This is a genomic window from Cyanobium usitatum str. Tous (genome assembly GCF_963920485.1).
GTDB classification, from domain to species: domain Bacteria; phylum Cyanobacteriota; class Cyanobacteriia; order PCC-6307; family Cyanobiaceae; genus Cyanobium_A; species Cyanobium_A usitatum_A.
The window spans coordinates 1,227,486-1,243,865 of record NZ_OY986431.1; the positions used below are offsets into that span (position 1 = coordinate 1,227,486).

The window sequence follows — 16,380 nt, forward strand, 5'->3', positions numbered from 1 at the left end:
TCAAGCCGGTAGTTCCGGCAGGCCGAAGCCCAGCAGACGCCGCAGCCGCTCCAGGGCCAGCACCAGCACTAGGGCAAGGGCAATCAGGGCGCCGCCAATGCCAAGACCACTCCAGCGCCAGCAGCTGAGCTGCAGGGTATTGCTGGCGCCAAAGCGCAGGGGCCAGTGCAGGGCAGCTCGTCCTGAAATCGCCGCAGCGGGCTCGGGACTGGCCAGGCGGACAGCCGCAGGGGTCACAGGGGCCAGGTCGATGGCGGCGCTGAAGCCCGGCAGAGCACTGAGCCCCCGCAGGTCCACTGCCAGCTCAAGGCTTTGGCGCACCCCCAGCAGCCAATTGCGCTCCCGCAGCTGGAAGTGGGGCGGCGGCAGGACCACACCGGCCAGATCCGCTGCCGCGCCCAGGTTCGCTGCCAGCAGGGCAAGGGCCTCGGGCGCTGCTAGCACCGGGCTCTCCAGGCGCTGGTGAAAGCCGTCAGCGCCAGCAGATGGCTCGGGCTGCTTGGCCGGGTGAAATCCCTGGCTCAGCAAGCTGCGGCCAAACTGACGGGCCCAAGGCTCAGGTTGGCTACCGGGGCTCGATAGACCATGGGCGATCTGCAGCCTGCCCGGCCCCTTAAAGGTCAACTCGCTGCGCACCTCGGTGCAGCCGCCGAGCAGCAGCGTCAGCAGCAACAGCAAAACGGCCAGCACAGCGAAGCCCACTGGCGCCCTGGTTGGCCCCACCGGTGGAGCTGGCGGCGGTGGCGGTTTGTTGGAGCGGCGGCCGCGGGCAAGCTGCTGCATCTGGCCGCCCATGGCCTCGGCCGAGCCCAGATCGGGCAGGGTGATCGACCATTCGCGGGGGCGCTCGAGGGCCGGTGCCTCCAGCACGGTGAGTAGGTCTATGGCCTGAGCCCGCAGGCTGGCATCACGGCAGCGCTTGATCAGCCGGCAACACAGGATCGCCCGGCCGTTGTCGCCCCGCCCCATCCAGGCGGTGGCGAGCAGCAGCTGAATCTCAGCGCCGGTGGCGGTGGTAGCAGGATGTTCACTGGTGAGGGGTTCCAGCAGGCGTACAACCTGGCCGTAATCGCCCCGCTCGAGGGCTGCACGGGCTGCAGCCAACTGGTCTTCAGCCATGGCTGACGCGCTGGCTGCCCACCACCATGGTGCCGATCCCCGAATCGGTGAATACCTCCAGCAACAGGGCGTGGGGCACCCTGCCATCGACGATGTGGGCCGCCGCCACTCCCTGGGCCAGGGCCCGGATGCAGCACTCGGTCTTCGGGGTCATGCCGCCTGCCACCACACCGTCATGGATTAGTTGGCGTGCGTCCGCCAGGGTCAGCTGACGAATTAGGGAGTCAGGATCGTGGCGATCCTTCAAAATCCCTGCCGTGTCGGTGAGCAGGATCAGCTTCTCGGCCTGTAAAGCCGCGGCCAGTTCACCGGCCACCGTATCGGCATTGATGTTATGGGCCTGGCCCTCAGCATCGGCGGCCACACTCGAAATCACCGGGATGTAGCCGGCATCAAGCAGGGGAAAAAGCACTGCCGGATCTACTGCCGCCACCTCTCCCACCAGCCCATTTACTCCGCCGGCGTAGGTGCGGGCCCGCACCAAGGAGCCATCGCTGCCGCAAAGTCCCACGGCCCGGCCACCCACCTGATTGAGGCCGTTAACAATATTTTTGTTGACCCGGCCTACCAGCACCATCTCCACCACGTCCATGGTTTCCGGAGTGGTGACCCGCAAACCATTACGGAATTCGGGCTCTATTTGGAGGCGATTCAGCCAGTCATTGATCTCCGGGCCGCCGCCATGAACCACCACCGGCTGCACCCCCACCGAGGCCAGCAGCACCACGTCGCGGTAGACCGCTTCGCGAAGCTCCGCTTGCACCATTGCCGCGCCGCCGTACTTGACCACCACCCGGCGGCCCGCGAAGCGCTGGATGTAAGGAAGGGCCTCACTTAGGACCGACACCCTCAGGGTGTCCTGGCTGCTGATCAAGGTTTCGCTTCTCGATGGGGCAGATGGATTAAGCGGTCTTAGCTAGCGCTGGGCTCGGGCACCAGAGCCAGACTGAATTCATCGCGGCGCTCGGGCTTGATGTCGGCACTCAAACCGGGGCCAAAGAAGCGGCCCAGCCGATCAGCGCGGGCCTGCCAGCGATCCAGGGGCACCCCTTCGCAGCGAAAGCGCAGGCGCAAGCCATAGCGGCCATCGCAGTCGAGCTCCTCAACGCTCAGCAGCTGGGGCGGAGCGTCCTCGTCCCAGAGCTTGAGCACCTCCAGAGAGCTTTCCAGATGGGCTTTCTGGCCATAACGCCAGCGATCTACATCGGCCAGCAGCTTGCGCAGGGGCTCGCTCTCCGGCAGGTCCCGCAATTGCTTGAAACGGGGGGCCGGCGTGAGTCGCTTAGGTGGAGGCAGCTCAGAGGATTTCAAGGCCAACCCCCCCAACAGGATCGGAATGCCGTAGAAGATGGTGGGCAGGCTGAGATTGGGGATATCGGTGGCGTAGGCGATCGTGCCGATGACCGTGAGCACAGCCCCCGCGATGGTCACGAGGCTGCCTGGTGAGAGAAGTGCTTGCATACCTCCATCTTCCTTGATGCCCATGGCGGATGCGACCACCAGCCGACCCAGCGAAACCGGCACCGCCGAACTGATCAGCAACCTCAAGAGCGACCGGCTTTGGTTATTGCGCCAGATTGATGCGGGTCGTTGGCCCCAATGGCGCCTTGATCTAGCCGCCCTGGAGCGGGAGCTGGGCCAGCTGCTCGATCAATTGAGCGACGCTGATTCCAGCGCCGACGCCTAGCCCTGGAAAGGGCCAACCCAGGATTAAAAAGGAATGTCGTCGTCGTCAGGCAGATCAGGCACCAGCGGGGAGGTATTCCAGGTGGGGGGCTGGGCACCTGCCGGCGCCGCTGGAGCAGCTGGAGCCGGGGGTGCCGCCGCTGGGGCACGGCGCTGGGGCGCAGGCGCAGTTGCGGCAGCTGGATTGACAGCCGGACTGCTAGTGGCGCCAGGGCCCATGCCGTGCAGCCGGGCCAGGGTGAATTCAGCGCGCTTTTCCTTGACGCCGTCCTGACGGGTAACGGTATTCATGCGCAGCCGGCCCTCGAGCATCAGCCGCTGGCCAACCTGCACCCGGTTCTGGAGCTCTTGGGCCAAATTGCCCCAGCCGACCACCTTCAATTGACCCGGGGGATCATCGGGACGCAGGCCATCTATCTGGACAGCCATCTCCGCCACCGGCGTCTGATTGTCCTGGGTGTAACGCACCTGGGGCGCTTCCAGCACCTCAACCTCGAGCAGACAGTGATTCACTCCCAGGCAACCATTGGTGGATCCCATCCTGATGCACCGACCTGAGATTCACCAGACCTCGCCCCGTCTGTGGCTGATCGGCGGCACCGGCGAAGGCCCCGTAGTGGCGGAGCGGCTGCTGCAGCGCGGCTGGCACCTAACGGTGAGCGTGGTTGGTGCAACAGCGGCCCTGGCCTATCGCCCCCATCCGGGCCTAACCCTGCGCGTTGGCGCCATCGATGGTGAGCAGGGGGTTTGGGCAGAACTGGCGGCCGCCGAATCGCTGGGTTGGGCCTATGCGGTGGTGGTGGATGCCAGCCATCCTTTCGCTTGTGTGGTGAGTCGCCAGCTGGCCGCCGTTTGCAAGCAGCGCCGCCAACGGCTGATACGGCTGCTGCGCCCCACCCTGCCCGGAGCGGCAACGATCCTCTCAAGCTTGGAGGATTTGCGCAGCCTCTCGCTGCAGGGCCACCGCCTCCTGCTGGCAATCGGTGCCCGCCAACTAAAAACGGCGCTGGCCTGCAGCCCCGGCGCCCAGCACTTCGCCCGGCTGCTGCCCAGCCCAAGGGCCCTCCAGCTGGCCATGGCAGCTGGCTTGGCGGCCGATCAGGTCGCCTGCCTCCGCCCAGGCTCGCAGCTGGAGGTGGAGCGGTCCCTGATTCGGCGCTGGCGCATCACCACGGTGTTGGCACGCCAATCGGGCGGTGTTACTGAACAGCTCTGGCAGCAACTCTGTGCCGGCACAGGCCCCCAGCTATTGCTGCTCGGCAGGCCGGCAGAGCCGGTCGGGGTAGAAGCCCTTAGCCAAAAGGAGCTCTTGGGGGCTCTGGCGCTGCCGCAGTGAGGCTCAGCCCAGGTGCTGGGCTACGAGCTGCTTTAGGGAGCCCTGGGGCCGGGGACCTAGCTGGGTCACAACCTGACCAGCGCAGAGGGAGCCCAGCCGTCCACAGGCTTCGACTGCCTGGCCCTGGGTGTAGGCGTGCAGGAAGCCAGCGGCGTACAGATCACCCGCCCCCGTGGTGTCCAGTAAGGGACCGAGCTGGAAGGGGGCGACGCTGTGGGTGCCGGCGCCATTGAGGACTACCGATCCCTGCTCGCTGCGGGTGAGGGCTGCCAGCTTGCAGCGGCCCCGCACCTGGTCGGCAGCCTCTTCAAAACTATCTGCCTTGTAGAGGGCCGTGATCTCCATTTCGTTGGCAAACAGGATGTCGACGTGGCCGTCCACCAGCTCCTGAAAGCTTTCGCGGTGACGCTCGACGCAAAAAGCATCCGACAGGCTCAAAGCCACCTCGCCCCCATGGGCGCGGGCCACCTCGGCCGCAGCGATGAAGGCCGCCTTGGCCTCGTCGCTGTCCCAGAGGTAACCCTCTAGGTAAAGCACCTTGGCTTGGCCAACCATCTCAAGATCGAGGTCGGCTGGATCCAGCCCCACCGAAGCCCCCAGGTAGGTGCACATGGTGCGCTGGGCATCTGGAGTCACCAGGATCAGGCAACGGGCCGTGGAGGGCCCCTCCGTGGCCGCAGGGGTGTCAAAGCGAGCTCCAACCGAACGGATGTCGTGGCTAAAGATCCCCCCCAGCTGATCGTTGCGCACCCGACCGATAAAGCCCGCCCGGCCGCCCAGTTGGGCAACCCCGGCCAGGGTGTTGGCAGCGGAGCCACCAGAGGTTTCAAGGCCCGGTCCAACGCTGGCGTAGAGGCGCTCGGCTTGGGCTTCGTCCACCAGGGCCATGGTGCCCTTGGTGAGTTCGAAGTTGGCGATCAGGTCATCGTCGGCTTGCACCAGCACGTCAACGATGGCGTTGCCAATGCCGACGACGTCGTAGCTCTTTTCCATGGGATCCATCAGGTGCTCAGCAGGGCCCGCTTGGGACCATGAATGGGGTCTTCCACAACGATCGTCTGATCGCGGTTAGCGCCAAGGGAAACGATGGCGATCGGCACCTCCATCAGATCGGCAAGAAAGCGCAGATAGCTCATCGCCGTTGGAGGTAACTCCTCGAGGCTGCGGCAATCGGCTGTAGAGGTTTGCCAACCCGGCAAGGTTTCAAAGATCGGCTGGCAGCGGGCGAAATCCTCCGAACTGCTGGGGAAATATTCGATCCGTTCGCCGTCGAGTTCGTAGGCAACACACACCTGAATCTCGTCGAGCTCATCGAGCACATCGAGCTTGGTGATGGCCAGGCAATCGAGGCCGTTCACCTCCACCGCATAGCGACCGATCACCCCGTCAAACCAACCGCAACGGCGGCGGCGGCCCGTGGTGGTGCCAAATTCACCGCCCCGATCACAGAGGTGATCGTTGAGGCTGCCCTGGAGCTCGGTGGGGAAGGGGCCCTCTCCTACCCGAGTGGTGTACGCCTTGGCTACACCGATCACCCGATCGATCAAGGTGGGTCCCACCCCAGCTCCGATGCAGGCGCCGCCACTCACCGGATTAGAGGAGGTCACATAGGGATAGGTGCCGTGATCGAGATCCAGCAAGGTGCCCTGGGCACCCTCAAACAGTATGTTTTGGCGGGCCCGCGCAGCGCTGTGGATGGTGCGGGTGCAATCGACCACATGGGGGGCTAGCCGCTTGCCGTAGCCGACGTATTCGGCCACAACCGTCTCGAAATCCAACGGCTCAAGGCCGTAGAGCTTCACCAAAATCTCGTTCTTTTCGGCAAGGGGGCCGGCAAGGCGGTCCCGCAACCGATCCGCATCCAGAATGTCCAGGATGCGGATGCCATTGCGCTCCGATTTATCTGCGTAGGTGGGACCGATGCCTCGGCCAGTGGTGCCGATGCGGCGATCGCCGCGGCGCTGCTCCATCGCCTGATCCAGCAGGCGGTGATAGGGCATGGTCACGTGGGCCGTAGAAGCGAGCTTCAGGCCACTGATATCGATGCTGTAGGTGGCGAGCATGTCGAGCTCGCCCAGCATCACCTTGGGATCGACCACCGTGCCGGAGCCGATCAGGCAAATCGTGTCCGGGTAAAGGATCCCGGAGGGGATCAGGTGCAGTTTCAGCACCTTGTCGTCCACGACGATGGTGTGGCCGGCGTTCACTCCGCCCTGATACCGCACCACAACGTCGGCTGAGCGGCTGAGAAGATCCGTGATCTTGCCCTTCCCCTCGTCACCCCACTGAGCACCGATGACGACAACGTTGGCCAAGGACACAGCGGCCCGAAGCCGCTTCTGAGCACAATCCGAGAGCTTCTCAGATCGTGGGGTCCTTCGTCAAAGATGGACGGCTCGGATCAGGGCCTTAGGCGCCGCGAGTCGCGTTGGTTTCAGCCTTCTTGAGTTCCTTGGCGATCCGCTCCTTAAGCGCCTCCGGCAGCGGGCGATTGGGATAATTGGTGTAGTGGCCAGCCATGGAGTTGATGGCCGTCTGCATGGTGGTGAATGAGCCCAAGCCGTTCACCGAGCTGCGGGGGCGGTAGCGGGCCACGTAGCCATTGCTCAGGCTGCGAGCTTCGATCTCGGCCTCGGCGCGAGCAGGATCATCGGCCCCTAAGGCGATGGTGCTCAGCAGGCTGTCGGCCACCGCCACCGTGTCCTCGACGTAGTTACCTGAAAGACCAGTATTTGCAGAGCTACAGGCAGTGAGTGCCAGGCTGAGGCAGAGCACCAGCGCTAGGGCCAAGCGTGAAAAAAGCTGCTTCAGCCGCTGGCGGAAGGAAGGAAGCGCAGCGGCCATGGGTGAAATGCGAATCTCCCGATCCTAGAAGCCGCCTCAGGGGCCCTTCAGCCAGGCAGGCCCATGCGCTGGCTTGCCAAGCTGGGCAGCAGGGTCTCAAGCAGCTCAATGGCCGGTAGATCGCGCTTACTGCTGCTGGAGCGCTCCACCAACTCCACCAGACCATCCGCCGCGCCGCGACCCACCACTACCCGCCAGGGAATACCAATCAGATCGGCATCCTTAAACTTCACTCCAGCCCGCTCACTGCGGTCATCCAGCAATACATCTACACCTGCTTCCTGGAGACGCAGATAGAGCTGCTCAGCCAAGCTGCTCTGCTCGGCCTCGGCCCAATTGGCCGCCACCACGATCACTTCGAAGGGCGCAATTGATACGGGCCAGCAGATGCCATTGCCATCGTGATGTTGCTCAACAGCCGCCTGGGCCAACCGGGACACACCGATGCCGTAACAGCCCATCCACAGGGCTTCTTCCGAGCCAGCCTCATTGGTGAAACGGGCCTCAAGGGCCTCTGAATATTTGCGGCCCAGCTGAAAGATGTGTCCCACCTCGATGCCCCGACTGGCCTGGAGCTGCTGGGAGGGGTCGTGTTGGCAGCGATCACCTGGTTGGGCGGCCCGCAGATCAAGGCTCTCAGGGCAGGGGCAGAGGGATCCCCAGGCCGCGCCTAACAGGTGGATATCGGTGCTGTTGGCACCACAAACAAAGGAGCTGAGCTCAGCAGCGGTGCTGTCAGCTAGTCGCAAGAAATGCTTGCTCCAGTGACCGGAATCGCTCAGCAGCCCATCGGCTAGGTGGGGACCCATAAAGCCAAAAGGCAAGGGCAGCAGCCCTTCGCTGGCCGCGGCCTCCTTAGTAATTGGGGAAATGTCCAATAGCGCCCCGTGCTCCGCCGAGCAGCGGGCCGTGACTGCATTGGCCAGCTTGACTTCGTTGAGCTGTTGATCGCCCCGCAGGCTCACCAGCAGGGGCTGGGCGCTTTCATCTTCAAAACGGGCCAACAACATCAACACCTTTACGGTTTGACAGGGCTCAATGCCATGGCCGGCGCAGAGATCTTCAATGCTGCTTTGGCCAGGGGTGGCCCAAGGTTCACCCGTGCCGCCAGCCCGCGGTCCACCCGGTAGGGGAATTGGGTCAGCAGCTAACGAAACAGCCCGCTCCTGGTTGGCGGCGTAGGCCCCATCGGAACTAGCCAGAATCAAATCCTCACCGGCCTCAGCCGTAACCATGAATTCTTGGCTTGCCGATCCACCAATCGCACCGCTGTCGGCTTCCACCGCGACGGCTCGCAAACCACAACGGGCAAAGATTCGTCTGTAGGCACCATCCATAGCGGCGTAGGTTTGCCGCAAGGACTCCTCATTGGCATGGAAGGAGTAGGCATCTTTCATAATGAATTCGCGACCACGCATCAAGCCGAAGCGGGGACGAATCTCATCGCGGAATTTGCTCTGTATCTGATACAAATTGACGGGCAACTGCCTGTAAGAACGCAACAGATCGGCGGCCAGATATGTGATCACTTCCTCATGGGTAGGCCCCAGCCCCAACTCACGCCCCTGACGATCCTCCAGGTGAAACATGATGCCCTCCCCTGCGGTGTAGCCGGCCCAACGGCCGCTGCGCTGCCACAACTCCGCCGGCTGAAGTTGGGGCAACAGGGTTTCGAGGGCTCCGGTGCCGTCCATCTCCTCACGCACCACCCGGGAAACCTTCTGGAGCACCCGCCACATCAAGGGCAGATAGGCGTAGATGCCCGAGGCCACTCGGCGGATGTAGCCGGCGCGCAGCAGCAACTTGTGAGAGGGAATCTCAGCCTCCGACGGATCGTCGCGGAGCGTCACCAGCATCAGGCGGGAGACGCGCATGGCAGGAGCTTTCGATGAGGGCGGAACCTATCACCGACACCCAGCCAGAGGAGCCGGTAAGGGGGTGACCACCGCTGCTGTTTGCCTTCAAAACCCCTGCTATGTTCTCGGACTGATCCCGTTAGTCCAAAAGCCGTCTCATGCCACCCCAACCCAGTTCTGCAAATGGATTGGGGGCAATTGGGCTACCTGGTGGGCTTGTAGCCGAGGCCGAACCTGCAGATCCGGGATCCGCCGAGATCGCTGAAGGCCTAATCGGTATTGATGAGGTCCAAAGGGCTCTTAACCGTTCTCGGGCATCTGTATACCGTTATACAAATACAGATCCCCGCAATCTCAATCCGCCTTTCAACGCCCGCAAGTTGAATCCGGAATACCGCAGCGATCAAAAGGATCCGCTGATGTTCCACCCCAACGAGGTGGCCCGCTTTGCCCGCGACGTGCTGCGGATCAAGGAGGTAACGGTTGAGGTACTCAACTCACCCTCCACTGCCACCCAACAATTGTTGGGTTCAATCCTTGAAGAGCTGCGCTCGATCCGATTGCGCCTGGACCATCTCGATGGCCGCCCCACGGACCTGAGTGCCCGCCGTGATCAACACGATCAAGGCTCCCGCCCTGCCGCCTAAACATCGGCATTGATAGTTGAACGAGTAAGTAAATAGTTGTTTGACCCCCAATTTCTGAGCCACAGTGCCAGAATTAAAAAAGTTCCTTTGAATTTCTGAGTGGACTCGGTGCCCTTATGCGCCCTTTCCCATCGCTATGGATTCAGTTCCCCGAGATTCCAAACCCTCTTCCATCGCCCATCTTGCTGAAGCGAGCGCGCCAGAGCGCGACCTTGATGAGCAGGGCGAGGATCCATTCAGTACGGGCCCCCAAGCCCTTTCAGGCCTGCTGGGAAGCCTGATCGCCCTGGCCACGGCGGTGGTGCCGCTAGCCATGGTTGTCGCTGGACGACCCTTCAGCTATTCGGCCCCGAGCTTCGAGGGCTCAGGGGCGGCGTTGCAGCAGAAAGCCCTCATAGCCGAGAGCCTGAAAGATCCTGGCCGGATCTCCAAAGCCAGCCGCGTTGACCAGAGCCGTTAGCCGCGCTTCACCAATCGGATGGAGGCCTTGGGTAAGAGGCGCCAAATCGTGATGATCAGCGTTGAGGCCACTAGCCCGTTGGAAACCCATCCAGGCTGCCTCCACCTGGCTTTGCAGGGCTGATCGCTCCGGCGCCATCAAATCAACCAGCACGAGTTGGCCACCAGGCTCAAGGCTGCGGGCAAGGGCCGTAAGGAATGCAAGCTTGCTGCCATCGTCTGGCAAGGACTGCAAAACCAGCACGGACAGGGCGCCAGCAAAACAGCCGTCGGCGTTGAGGTCCTCGACCGTGGTTTGACGCCAGCTGATCGACTCGACACCCAGCCGCTCTTGAGAAGCCGCGAGCATCTCAGCGGAGGGATCGATTGCGGTGAGCTGCCAGTCCGGGCGCTGGGCCCTTGCCTCCACCAGCTCTGCTCCGGTGCCGCAGCCCGCCACCAGCACAGCTGCACCAGAGCTGCCGGCCCGGGGCGAAGCAGCCAGCAGGGCAACCGCCAGTCGAGCCAGGCTGGCGTATCCCGGAATCAGCTGCTGGACTATCAGGTCATAACCAAGAGGCAGGTCATAACCAAGAGGCAGGTCATAACCAAGAGGCAGGTCATAACCAAGAGGCAGGTCGGAACTGAGGGGCGTTGACACAGCTCGTTCGCGAAGGTTCCGATGCTAGGCATCGGGACGGGCGTGACCTAAGTTGGGCGGCGCCCATTCCCCCAGCTCGACCGTGCCCACCATCCGTTTTGAACAGGAAGGCCAGACGGTCGGTTGCATCGAAGGTGCCAATCTCCGCAAGGCCGCCCTGGATGCGGGCATCAACCCATACAAAGGGCTCAACAACGTCAACAACTGCGGTGGCATCGGCCAGTGCGGCACCTGCGTTATGGAGGTGATCGAGGGCATGCAAAACCTTTCCCCCCGCAGCGATGTCGAAGAGGTTTACCTCTCTGATCGTCCAGCCAATTTCCGCCTCAGCTGCCGCACCAGCGTCAACGGCGACGTCACCTTGCGCACCAAGCCGACCAACGCCGTTGGCCAGGGTTCAAACAGCCTGGTGGGTGCCCTGAAGTCCCTAATCGGCATCAAATAAGCGGCCGGCACCCCAATCCGTAGCTCCGGATGAAGCTCTACAGCTATCCCCGCTGCAGTACCTGTCGTAAGGCAATCGCCTGGCTGACAGCCCGGCACCTAGCTGCCGAAACGCTGGACATCACCGAGCAGCCGCCCAGCATCGCCGAACTTGAGCAGGCCTTGGCCCAGCTTGGCAGGCAGCGCCTGTTCAATACCAGTGGGCAGAGCTATCGGGCCTTGGGAGCTGCTGCGGTGCAGGCCATGGACGACCAGGCCGCCCTGGCAGCGCTTGCCGCTGACGGCAAATTGATCAAGCGGCCTTTTCTGGTTGCAAACGACGGGCGCATCCTCACCGGCTTCAAGGAGCCGGAGTGGCTGGATCTTCTGGGCTAGCGGGGCCAGGGGCGGTCATCAACTGGTCGAGCTCTTGAATCAGGGCTTCGATTCCGGCCCTGTTGATCTGGCTGAGATAGGTGCCCTTGGCGCCGTCTATCAAGGTGCAAAGCAGCTCCTGGGAGCGCTCTAGGGCCGAGCCGCTCTCGAGGGCCGCGGCCAGCTCCTCCCAGAACCGGTCGATGAACCGCTGCAGTAAATCGAGTTGCACGTCATCGCGGCGGGAAAGCTGGTTGCCAGTGCTGCGGGAAAGCTCAAGAAGGCTGTCGACCATGCCGCTCGCTAGTTGGCGACTGATGCCGGTCTCGACCTGGAGCAGCGGCTGCAACTGGCGCAGCGGTGCCGGCACCACGGTGCGCTCGAGACTTTGACGCAGGCTGTATCCCAGCAAACCCTGCAGCTCCGGCGCGAGCTTCGGTGCCACCCGGCTCAGCAGCAGCGGCGCCCAGATCCTCACCAGCTCCACCAGCGCCCGCTCGTCGCTGCTGCTGGCCACGCTCTGATGGCTGCGCAGGGCTCGCAGCCGCTGGGGCCAGCGCCGCGAGCGAATCAAACCCTGGGTGCCATCGAGGATCTGCAGCGACAGCACTTCAAACAGCTCCACCGCCAGCAGCGCCACCACCCCCCGGCTCACCACGGCCCGCAGCGGCTCAAAATTGACCAAGCCGGAGGTTTGCAGGCGCTCCAGAACCGGTACTAGCCGCAGCCAGCGCCAGAAGGGCAGCAGCAGGGGCAGGTCGCTCCAACGGCGCAACAGGGCATCACCCCAGCTGAGGCCCGGCAGCCGGCGCCGCAGCAGGATCAGCCGCAACAAAATATCCAGAACAAAGACGCTCTGAAACAGCAGCAGGTCGATGCGCCAGAAGTGGTCTGTGGGTCGGCCGTTTTCATCGATCGAGCGCCAGTAGTTGGTGGCCACCAGCGGCAGCACCTGGTCGTTCCAGAAGAGCCGCTCCTGGCTCCAGCCGCTGGTTTGTATCCGCTCTGGACTCAGCAACAGGCTGGAGGCTTGTCGAGCGGAATCCCGGTCGGCTCGCTGCCGCAAGCGATTTTTGATCTTCTCCAGGGTTCCCGAGGCCTCAGAAGCCAGAAATGGATTGCTATCGATCAGCTGGGCCGTGAGTTGGGCCTGACGATTCAGCAGCAGCACCTGGCGGGGCTGGGGTGCCTGGCCGGCAGGTAGGGATAGCAGGGCTGCATCGAGTTGGCGAAATTGCTCTAGGTAGGCCTGGGTCTCCCGGTGGGGCTCAATGCCCTTGATCGGATCTACCAGGGGGGTGAGATCCGGGATGAAGCGGAGGGGCACCACCAGGGGGACCGAGGGGATCGGGTAGAGGTTGCGCTGCAGCCAGAAGGTGCGCAGCGGCACGTAGGTGATATCGAAGGCCACCCACAGCAGGTTGACGCTGGCCCACACCGCCACAAAGCGGTCCCACCCCAGCATCCAGCGGCCCACTGGCTCAGCCGATGCCGACTTGGTGCGATCTTGCCAGCGAGGGGACGCCATGGGCTTTGGCGGGGTGGTGGTTGTGCCTAATCTGCCCTGTCTGGTTCGGTGAACCTGAACAAAGGAGATCTGCTGTCTTGAGCCCTTCCAAAAGTCCAGAGAGTGGTCAGGTTGTCAATCAGGATGGCGGCAGTCCCAACCCCTCCCTGATCCAGCCCGAACAGGCGCCCCAAGAGAGCCCTTGGGCCTTCTGGCGCAGCGTGCTGATCACCCTGGCAGTGGCACTAGGTATTCGCCAGTTTCTGGTGGAAGCTCGCTATATCCCCTCGGGTTCGATGCTGCCAGGGCTGCAGCTTCAGGACCGCCTTCTGGTGGAAAAGCTGAGCTATCGCCAGCGCTCGCCGCGCCGCGGCGAGATCGTCGTATTCCATTCGCCCCACCGCTTTGACCCGGTGCTGGCGGCTGGATCAAGCTCCAATCCCCTGCGTTGCCTGCTAGTGAACCTGCCGCTCCTGGGCAGCCTGCCCGGGGTTGCCAATCCTGCCTGCGACGCCTACATCAAGCGGGTTGTAGCCCTGCCCGGTGAGCGGGTGGTGGTGGATCCAAGGGGTCATGTGTTCATCGATGGCCAGCGGCTGGCCGAGCCGTATGTCCAGGGCGATTGCCCCGTAGATAGCCAGGGCATGGGTCCCTGCCGAACCTTGAATGCCGTCGTTCCAGCTGGTCACGTGCTCACCCTGGGCGACAACCGATCCAACAGCTGGGATGGCCGCTTCTGGCCCGGGGGAGCGTTCCTGCCCGAAAGCGAAATAATCGGTCGGGCCTTTTGGCGTTTTTACCCCTTCAACCAAACCGGTGCCCTTGGCGTCACAAGCTCCAGTGATCTGCCGGCTGCAGGCCGGTAGCCCGCACGGCCCCGCATACCGACTGGCCCAATCGAGGCTGGTTGGCTGCCATCGACAAGGACTCACCCCGCTGCCAGCTCCAGGGTTGCTGGGGGTCGAACAGCAGCCAGCGGCGAGTCCCCTGGCTTAATTGCTCGGGGGGCAGCCCAAGCAACTCGGAGCCTCCCCAGCTCAGGGCCTGCCAGAGCAGTTCCACGCTCCAGCCACGGCGCTGCACCAGCTCTTGCCACAACAGCGGCAGCACAAGCCCATGGCGGGCGCCATGGCCGGCCACTCCAGCCCGCCGCTGATCGAGGGGAAGCAGCTGCTCTTCCGCATCAAGGGGCAGATGGTGCACGGCCACGGCCGTAAGCAGCCGCTGCTCTAGGCCAGCGAGCAAGCCCAGGCGATCAGCGGGAGTTCCCAAGCTGGGCTGCAGGCGCCAGCCCTCCTCGGTGGGGTGGAGATTGCCGCTATCAGCTAGCAGGTGCCACCAGCTGACGCTGGCCAGGGGCCGCCCTGGGGCCTGGGCCAGTAGCTCCACCCCAGCGGCCGTGGATAGGTTCATCAGCCGCATAGCCACTGCCGAACGAGCCTGAGCCAGGCTGAGCAGGCTTTGCAGCGGCAGGGTTTCGCTGAGCTCCGGATCAAGGGGCCAGCCCGCCCTCAGAGCATCAACCCCCTCGCGCACGAAGCCACCGCAGCTAAGGCCGGCATCGCGGGGGGCCACAAGCACGGGCCGGCTGCCCATCTCCGCCAGCAGCAGGCCCCGCTCCAGCAAAGCCAACGGTGGCTGCTGCTCAGAGCAGGCCAATCCAATAGCACCGGCAGCGATTTGATCGGCATGGGGGGCCAGCTCCTGATCGGCACCCTCCAAGCTGAAACTGCCCCAAAGCAGTAATTGCATCGGCTCAGCCCACCCCAGGCCAAGCCGCTCCGGTCGATCGCGCCAGGGAGTAGCCCAGGGGAGTAGGGCCACGGTGCCGTAGCCGCCAGCAGCAGCGGCGGCCGCCAAGCTGGCCAGATCTTCCGCTCGCCCGCCGCAAGGTTGCTCCAGCACGCTGTGGGGGTCAACCAGCACTGGGGCTAGCAGCCAGGAGCGGGCGTCTGTGGGGCTGAGGCCAAGGGCCTGGGCCCGCTGGCTGGCCCCTTCGCCCCAGAGGAGCAGCTCGCCACCCCTATCGATCAGGGCATCTGCGCTAGTGAGCGGCTGGCCAGGACCGGTGAGCAGCTGAACCTGGTGAAGCCAGAGGGGAAGCGTCAAAATTCAAAGAGCACCGGCGGCGGTGCGATCCAACACGCCTCCAAGATGGGGGGTGAGGTTCATGGCGGCCACCACAGGACGGCCAGCCGGACCCTCGGGGTAATCAATCACCGTGACACCGCCATTGCCCTGCTTAATGGCCCAGATGTCAGCGGGTTGCAGGCCCAGCAGCCCGCACAGGATGGTCTTGTTGACCGCGTCGTGGGCCACCACCAGGGCCGTTTCATCGGCGCGGAGGCTGGTAGCGATGCGAGCCCAGGTGGTTAAAGAGCGGTCCCACACCTCCTGGAGGGTCTCCCCCTCAGGCATCTGCACGGTGTGGGGTGCCCGCTTCCAATCGGCCAGCAGCTGGGGCCACCCTGCGGCGATCTCCTGCTCCAAGCATCCTTCCCAGAGGCCGTGGCCGATCTCCACTAGGCCGGTGCTGCTGGTGAGGGGCACACCAGGATGGCTAGAGAGGATTGCCTCAGCCGTCTGGCGCGGCCTGGCCATGCAGCTGGTGTAAGCGCGATCGATGCTCACCGGGGCGAGAAAGCTGCCAGCGGCCTCGGCCTGGGAGCGTCCGTTGGCATTGAGGGGAATGTCGATCTGGCCCTGAAAGCGACCCTCTCGGTTCCAGTCGGTTTCGCCGTGACGCACCAACAGCAGTCGGGCGCCTGCAGCTTTAGGGGGCAGGGGCTCACCAAGGTGGGCCACCCCATTGAGCGACTCCACCTGGACGCCGCCCTTGCTGACATTGAGTACAGAGATGGAACAGTTGTCGACCCGCAGCCGGCGGAAGCCGCTGAGGGGCAGCTCCAACAGGGCAAGCAATAGGCAACGCAAGATGGCGTTGTGGGCCACCACGAGCACGGTCTGGGGAGGGGCCTGATCGTCGGCTAGCGCGGCGGCATGGCGATCAAACAGCAAATGGCGGAACTGCTGGGCCTGGGCCATCAGCTCTGGCAAAGGCAGGTAAGCGCTGCCGTCGGGGCGCTGCAGCTCAAGAAACTCCGGGGCCTGGCGCCACTGCTGCTCCTGCTCGGGATAGCGCTCCCGCAACTCCTCTCGCAGCAGACCGCTCCAGGGGGCCAGATCAATTTCCAGCAGCCCTTCCGCCTGTTCGGCAACCAGGTCCTGGCCCTGCTCGGCCAGGAGCAGTCGGGCGGTTTCAGCGGCCCGCCGCAAGGGGGAGCAGTAGGCAGCGGCCCAGGTCAGATCCCGCAGGGCCGCCCCTGTGGCACAGGCCTGGCTCTGGCCAGTTGGCGTGAGGCTCGACAGGTCGTCGCGGCCCTGGATTCGATGCTCCACATTGAAGCTGCTCAGCCCATGGCGCACCAACACAATCCGAAGGGGCACGGGCTCGTCGCTGCTCAGATCCCATCGTATGGGAGGGGTGC

General features: G+C 63.9%; 18 protein-coding genes. 6 read left to right on the forward strand and 12 right to left on the reverse strand.

The features are described 5' to 3' along the window. The 3 genes from U9970_RS06670 to U9970_RS06680 are packed head-to-tail and all read right to left on the reverse strand — an operon-like array spanning position 1 to position 2,580. Positions 1-1,119 (reverse strand): DUF3153 domain-containing protein, encoded by a 1,119-nt coding sequence (locus U9970_RS06670; RefSeq protein WP_322765871.1) that lies wholly within the window; start codon positions 1,117-1,119, stop codon positions 1-3. After that, the gene (argB, locus tag U9970_RS06675) at positions 1,112-1,990 is read right to left on the reverse strand and encodes an acetylglutamate kinase (RefSeq protein ID WP_322766052.1); all 879 of its coding nucleotides are present in this window, start codon (positions 1,988-1,990) and stop codon (positions 1,112-1,114) included. The genes U9970_RS06670 and argB overlap by 8 nt, the downstream gene beginning before the upstream one ends. Before the next feature lie 41 nt (positions 1,991-2,031). Next, positions 2,032-2,580, reverse strand: coding sequence for a DUF2854 domain-containing protein (locus U9970_RS06680; RefSeq protein WP_322766053.1), 549 nt, complete (start codon positions 2,578-2,580; stop codon positions 2,032-2,034). Between the two features lie 22 nt (positions 2,581-2,602). On the opposite strand from U9970_RS06680, the gene U9970_RS06685 reads away from it, so the two are divergent. Continuing rightward, the gene (locus tag U9970_RS06685; protein ID WP_254937023.1) at positions 2,603-2,806 is read left to right on the forward strand and encodes a hypothetical protein; all 204 of its coding nucleotides are present in this window, start codon (positions 2,603-2,605) and stop codon (positions 2,804-2,806) included. A 23-nt stretch (positions 2,807-2,829) separates the two neighbouring features. Here U9970_RS06685 and U9970_RS06690 read toward each other — a convergent pair whose 3' ends face one another. Continuing rightward, the gene (locus U9970_RS06690) at positions 2,830-3,318 is read right to left on the reverse strand and encodes a single-stranded DNA-binding protein (protein ID WP_322765872.1); all 489 of its coding nucleotides are present in this window, start codon (positions 3,316-3,318) and stop codon (positions 2,830-2,832) included. A gap of 31 nt (positions 3,319-3,349) precedes the next feature. Here U9970_RS06690 and U9970_RS06695 point away from each other — a divergent pair, with 31 nt between their 5' ends. Then, complete coding sequence (locus U9970_RS06695) at positions 3,350-4,141, forward strand: precorrin-6A/cobalt-precorrin-6A reductase (protein WP_322765873.1); 792 nt, start codon at positions 3,350-3,352, stop codon at positions 4,139-4,141. 3 nt (positions 4,142-4,144) lie between these two features. Here U9970_RS06695 and U9970_RS06700 read toward each other — a convergent pair whose 3' ends face one another. The 4 genes from U9970_RS06700 to U9970_RS06715 all read right to left on the reverse strand — a co-directional run bounded on the left by U9970_RS06700 (position 4,145) and on the right by U9970_RS06715 (position 8,859). Further along, on the reverse strand, positions 4,145-5,143 hold the full coding sequence (locus tag U9970_RS06700) for an adenosine kinase (RefSeq protein ID WP_322765874.1): 999 nt from the start codon (positions 5,141-5,143) through the stop codon (positions 4,145-4,147). Beyond that, positions 5,143-6,462, reverse strand: coding sequence for an adenylosuccinate synthase (locus U9970_RS06705; RefSeq protein WP_254937027.1), 1,320 nt, complete (start codon positions 6,460-6,462; stop codon positions 5,143-5,145). Before U9970_RS06705 ends, U9970_RS06700 begins: the two co-directional genes overlap by 1 nt. A gap of 88 nt (positions 6,463-6,550) precedes the next feature. Then, positions 6,551-6,985 carry a photosystem II protein Psb27 gene (gene psb27 / locus U9970_RS06710; RefSeq protein ID WP_322765875.1) on the reverse strand — a complete coding sequence of 145 codons (435 nt, stop codon included), beginning with the start codon at positions 6,983-6,985 and terminating at the stop codon, positions 6,551-6,553. A 47-nt stretch (positions 6,986-7,032) separates the two neighbouring features. Further along, positions 7,033-8,859, reverse strand: a complete 1,827-nt coding sequence (locus tag U9970_RS06715; RefSeq protein ID WP_322765876.1) for a proline--tRNA ligase — start codon at positions 8,857-8,859, stop codon at positions 7,033-7,035. 140 nt (positions 8,860-8,999) lie between these two features. On the opposite strand from U9970_RS06715, the gene U9970_RS06720 reads away from it, so the two are divergent. Next, the gene (locus U9970_RS06720) at positions 9,000-9,488 is read left to right on the forward strand and encodes a hypothetical protein (RefSeq protein WP_322765877.1); all 489 of its coding nucleotides are present in this window, start codon (positions 9,000-9,002) and stop codon (positions 9,486-9,488) included. Between the two features lie 364 nt (positions 9,489-9,852). Here the strand turns inward: U9970_RS06720 and U9970_RS06725 are convergent, their stop codons facing one another. Further along, on the reverse strand, positions 9,853-10,587 hold the full coding sequence (locus U9970_RS06725; RefSeq protein ID WP_322765878.1) for a class I SAM-dependent methyltransferase: 735 nt from the start codon (positions 10,585-10,587) through the stop codon (positions 9,853-9,855). An 82-nt stretch (positions 10,588-10,669) separates the two neighbouring features. Here U9970_RS06725 and U9970_RS06730 point away from each other — a divergent pair, with 82 nt between their 5' ends. Together U9970_RS06730 and U9970_RS06735 are read left to right on the forward strand one after the other, a co-directional pair. After that, the gene (locus U9970_RS06730; protein WP_322765879.1) at positions 10,670-11,032 is read left to right on the forward strand and encodes a 2Fe-2S iron-sulfur cluster-binding protein; all 363 of its coding nucleotides are present in this window, start codon (positions 10,670-10,672) and stop codon (positions 11,030-11,032) included. Between the two features lie 29 nt (positions 11,033-11,061). Then, positions 11,062-11,406 (forward strand): Spx/MgsR family RNA polymerase-binding regulatory protein, encoded by a 345-nt coding sequence (locus tag U9970_RS06735; protein ID WP_322765880.1) that lies wholly within the window; start codon positions 11,062-11,064, stop codon positions 11,404-11,406. Here the strand turns inward: U9970_RS06735 and U9970_RS06740 are convergent. Beyond that, positions 11,372-12,913: a hypothetical protein gene (locus tag U9970_RS06740; protein WP_407653090.1), complete on the reverse strand. Its 1,542-nt coding sequence runs from the start codon at positions 12,911-12,913 to the stop codon at positions 11,372-11,374. The two genes, U9970_RS06735 and U9970_RS06740, sit on opposite strands and share 35 nt — an antisense overlap. 77 nt (positions 12,914-12,990) lie before the next feature. Here U9970_RS06740 and lepB point away from each other — a divergent pair, with 77 nt between their 5' ends. Continuing rightward, on the forward strand, positions 12,991-13,758 hold the full coding sequence (gene lepB / locus U9970_RS06745; protein ID WP_407653091.1) for a signal peptidase I: 768 nt from the start codon (positions 12,991-12,993) through the stop codon (positions 13,756-13,758). Here lepB and U9970_RS06750 read toward each other — a convergent pair. Then, on the reverse strand, positions 13,721-15,001 hold the full coding sequence (locus U9970_RS06750) for an amidohydrolase family protein (protein ID WP_322765881.1): 1,281 nt from the start codon (positions 14,999-15,001) through the stop codon (positions 13,721-13,723). The two genes, lepB and U9970_RS06750, sit on opposite strands and share 38 nt — an antisense overlap. 3 nt (positions 15,002-15,004) lie before the next feature. Beyond that, positions 15,005-16,339: a histidine phosphatase family protein gene (locus U9970_RS06755; RefSeq protein ID WP_322765882.1), complete on the reverse strand. Its 1,335-nt coding sequence runs from the start codon at positions 16,337-16,339 to the stop codon at positions 15,005-15,007. Between the last annotated feature and the right edge of the window lie 41 nt (positions 16,340-16,380).

What these genes read in the sequence shown, in the direction of transcription:
- U9970_RS06670 (WP_322765871.1), bottom strand. Translation starts at nt 1,119, where the DNA reads ATGGCTGAAGACCAGTTGGCTGCAGCCCGTGCAGCCCTCGAGCGGGGC.
- U9970_RS06680 (WP_322766053.1), bottom strand. Translation starts at nt 2,580, where the DNA reads ATGCAAGCACTTCTCTCACCAGGCAGCCTCGTGACCATCGCGGGGGCT.
- U9970_RS06685 (WP_254937023.1), top strand. Translation starts at nt 2,603, where the DNA reads ATGGCGGATGCGACCACCAGCCGACCCAGCGAAACCGGCACCGCCGAA.
- U9970_RS06695 (WP_322765873.1), top strand. Translation starts at nt 3,350, where the DNA reads ATGCACCGACCTGAGATTCACCAGACCTCGCCCCGTCTGTGGCTGATC.
- U9970_RS06700 (WP_322765874.1), bottom strand. Translation starts at nt 5,143, where the DNA reads ATGGATCCCATGGAAAAGAGCTACGACGTCGTCGGCATTGGCAACGCC.
- psb27 (WP_322765875.1), bottom strand. Translation starts at nt 6,985, where the DNA reads ATGGCCGCTGCGCTTCCTTCCTTCCGCCAGCGGCTGAAGCAGCTTTTT.
- U9970_RS06715 (WP_322765876.1), bottom strand. Translation starts at nt 8,859, where the DNA reads ATGCGCGTCTCCCGCCTGATGCTGGTGACGCTCCGCGACGATCCGTCG.
- U9970_RS06720 (WP_322765877.1), top strand. Translation starts at nt 9,000, where the DNA reads ATGCCACCCCAACCCAGTTCTGCAAATGGATTGGGGGCAATTGGGCTA.
- U9970_RS06735 (WP_322765880.1), top strand. Translation starts at nt 11,062, where the DNA reads ATGAAGCTCTACAGCTATCCCCGCTGCAGTACCTGTCGTAAGGCAATC.
- U9970_RS06740 (WP_407653090.1), bottom strand. Translation starts at nt 12,913, where the DNA reads ATGGCGTCCCCTCGCTGGCAAGATCGCACCAAGTCGGCATCGGCTGAG.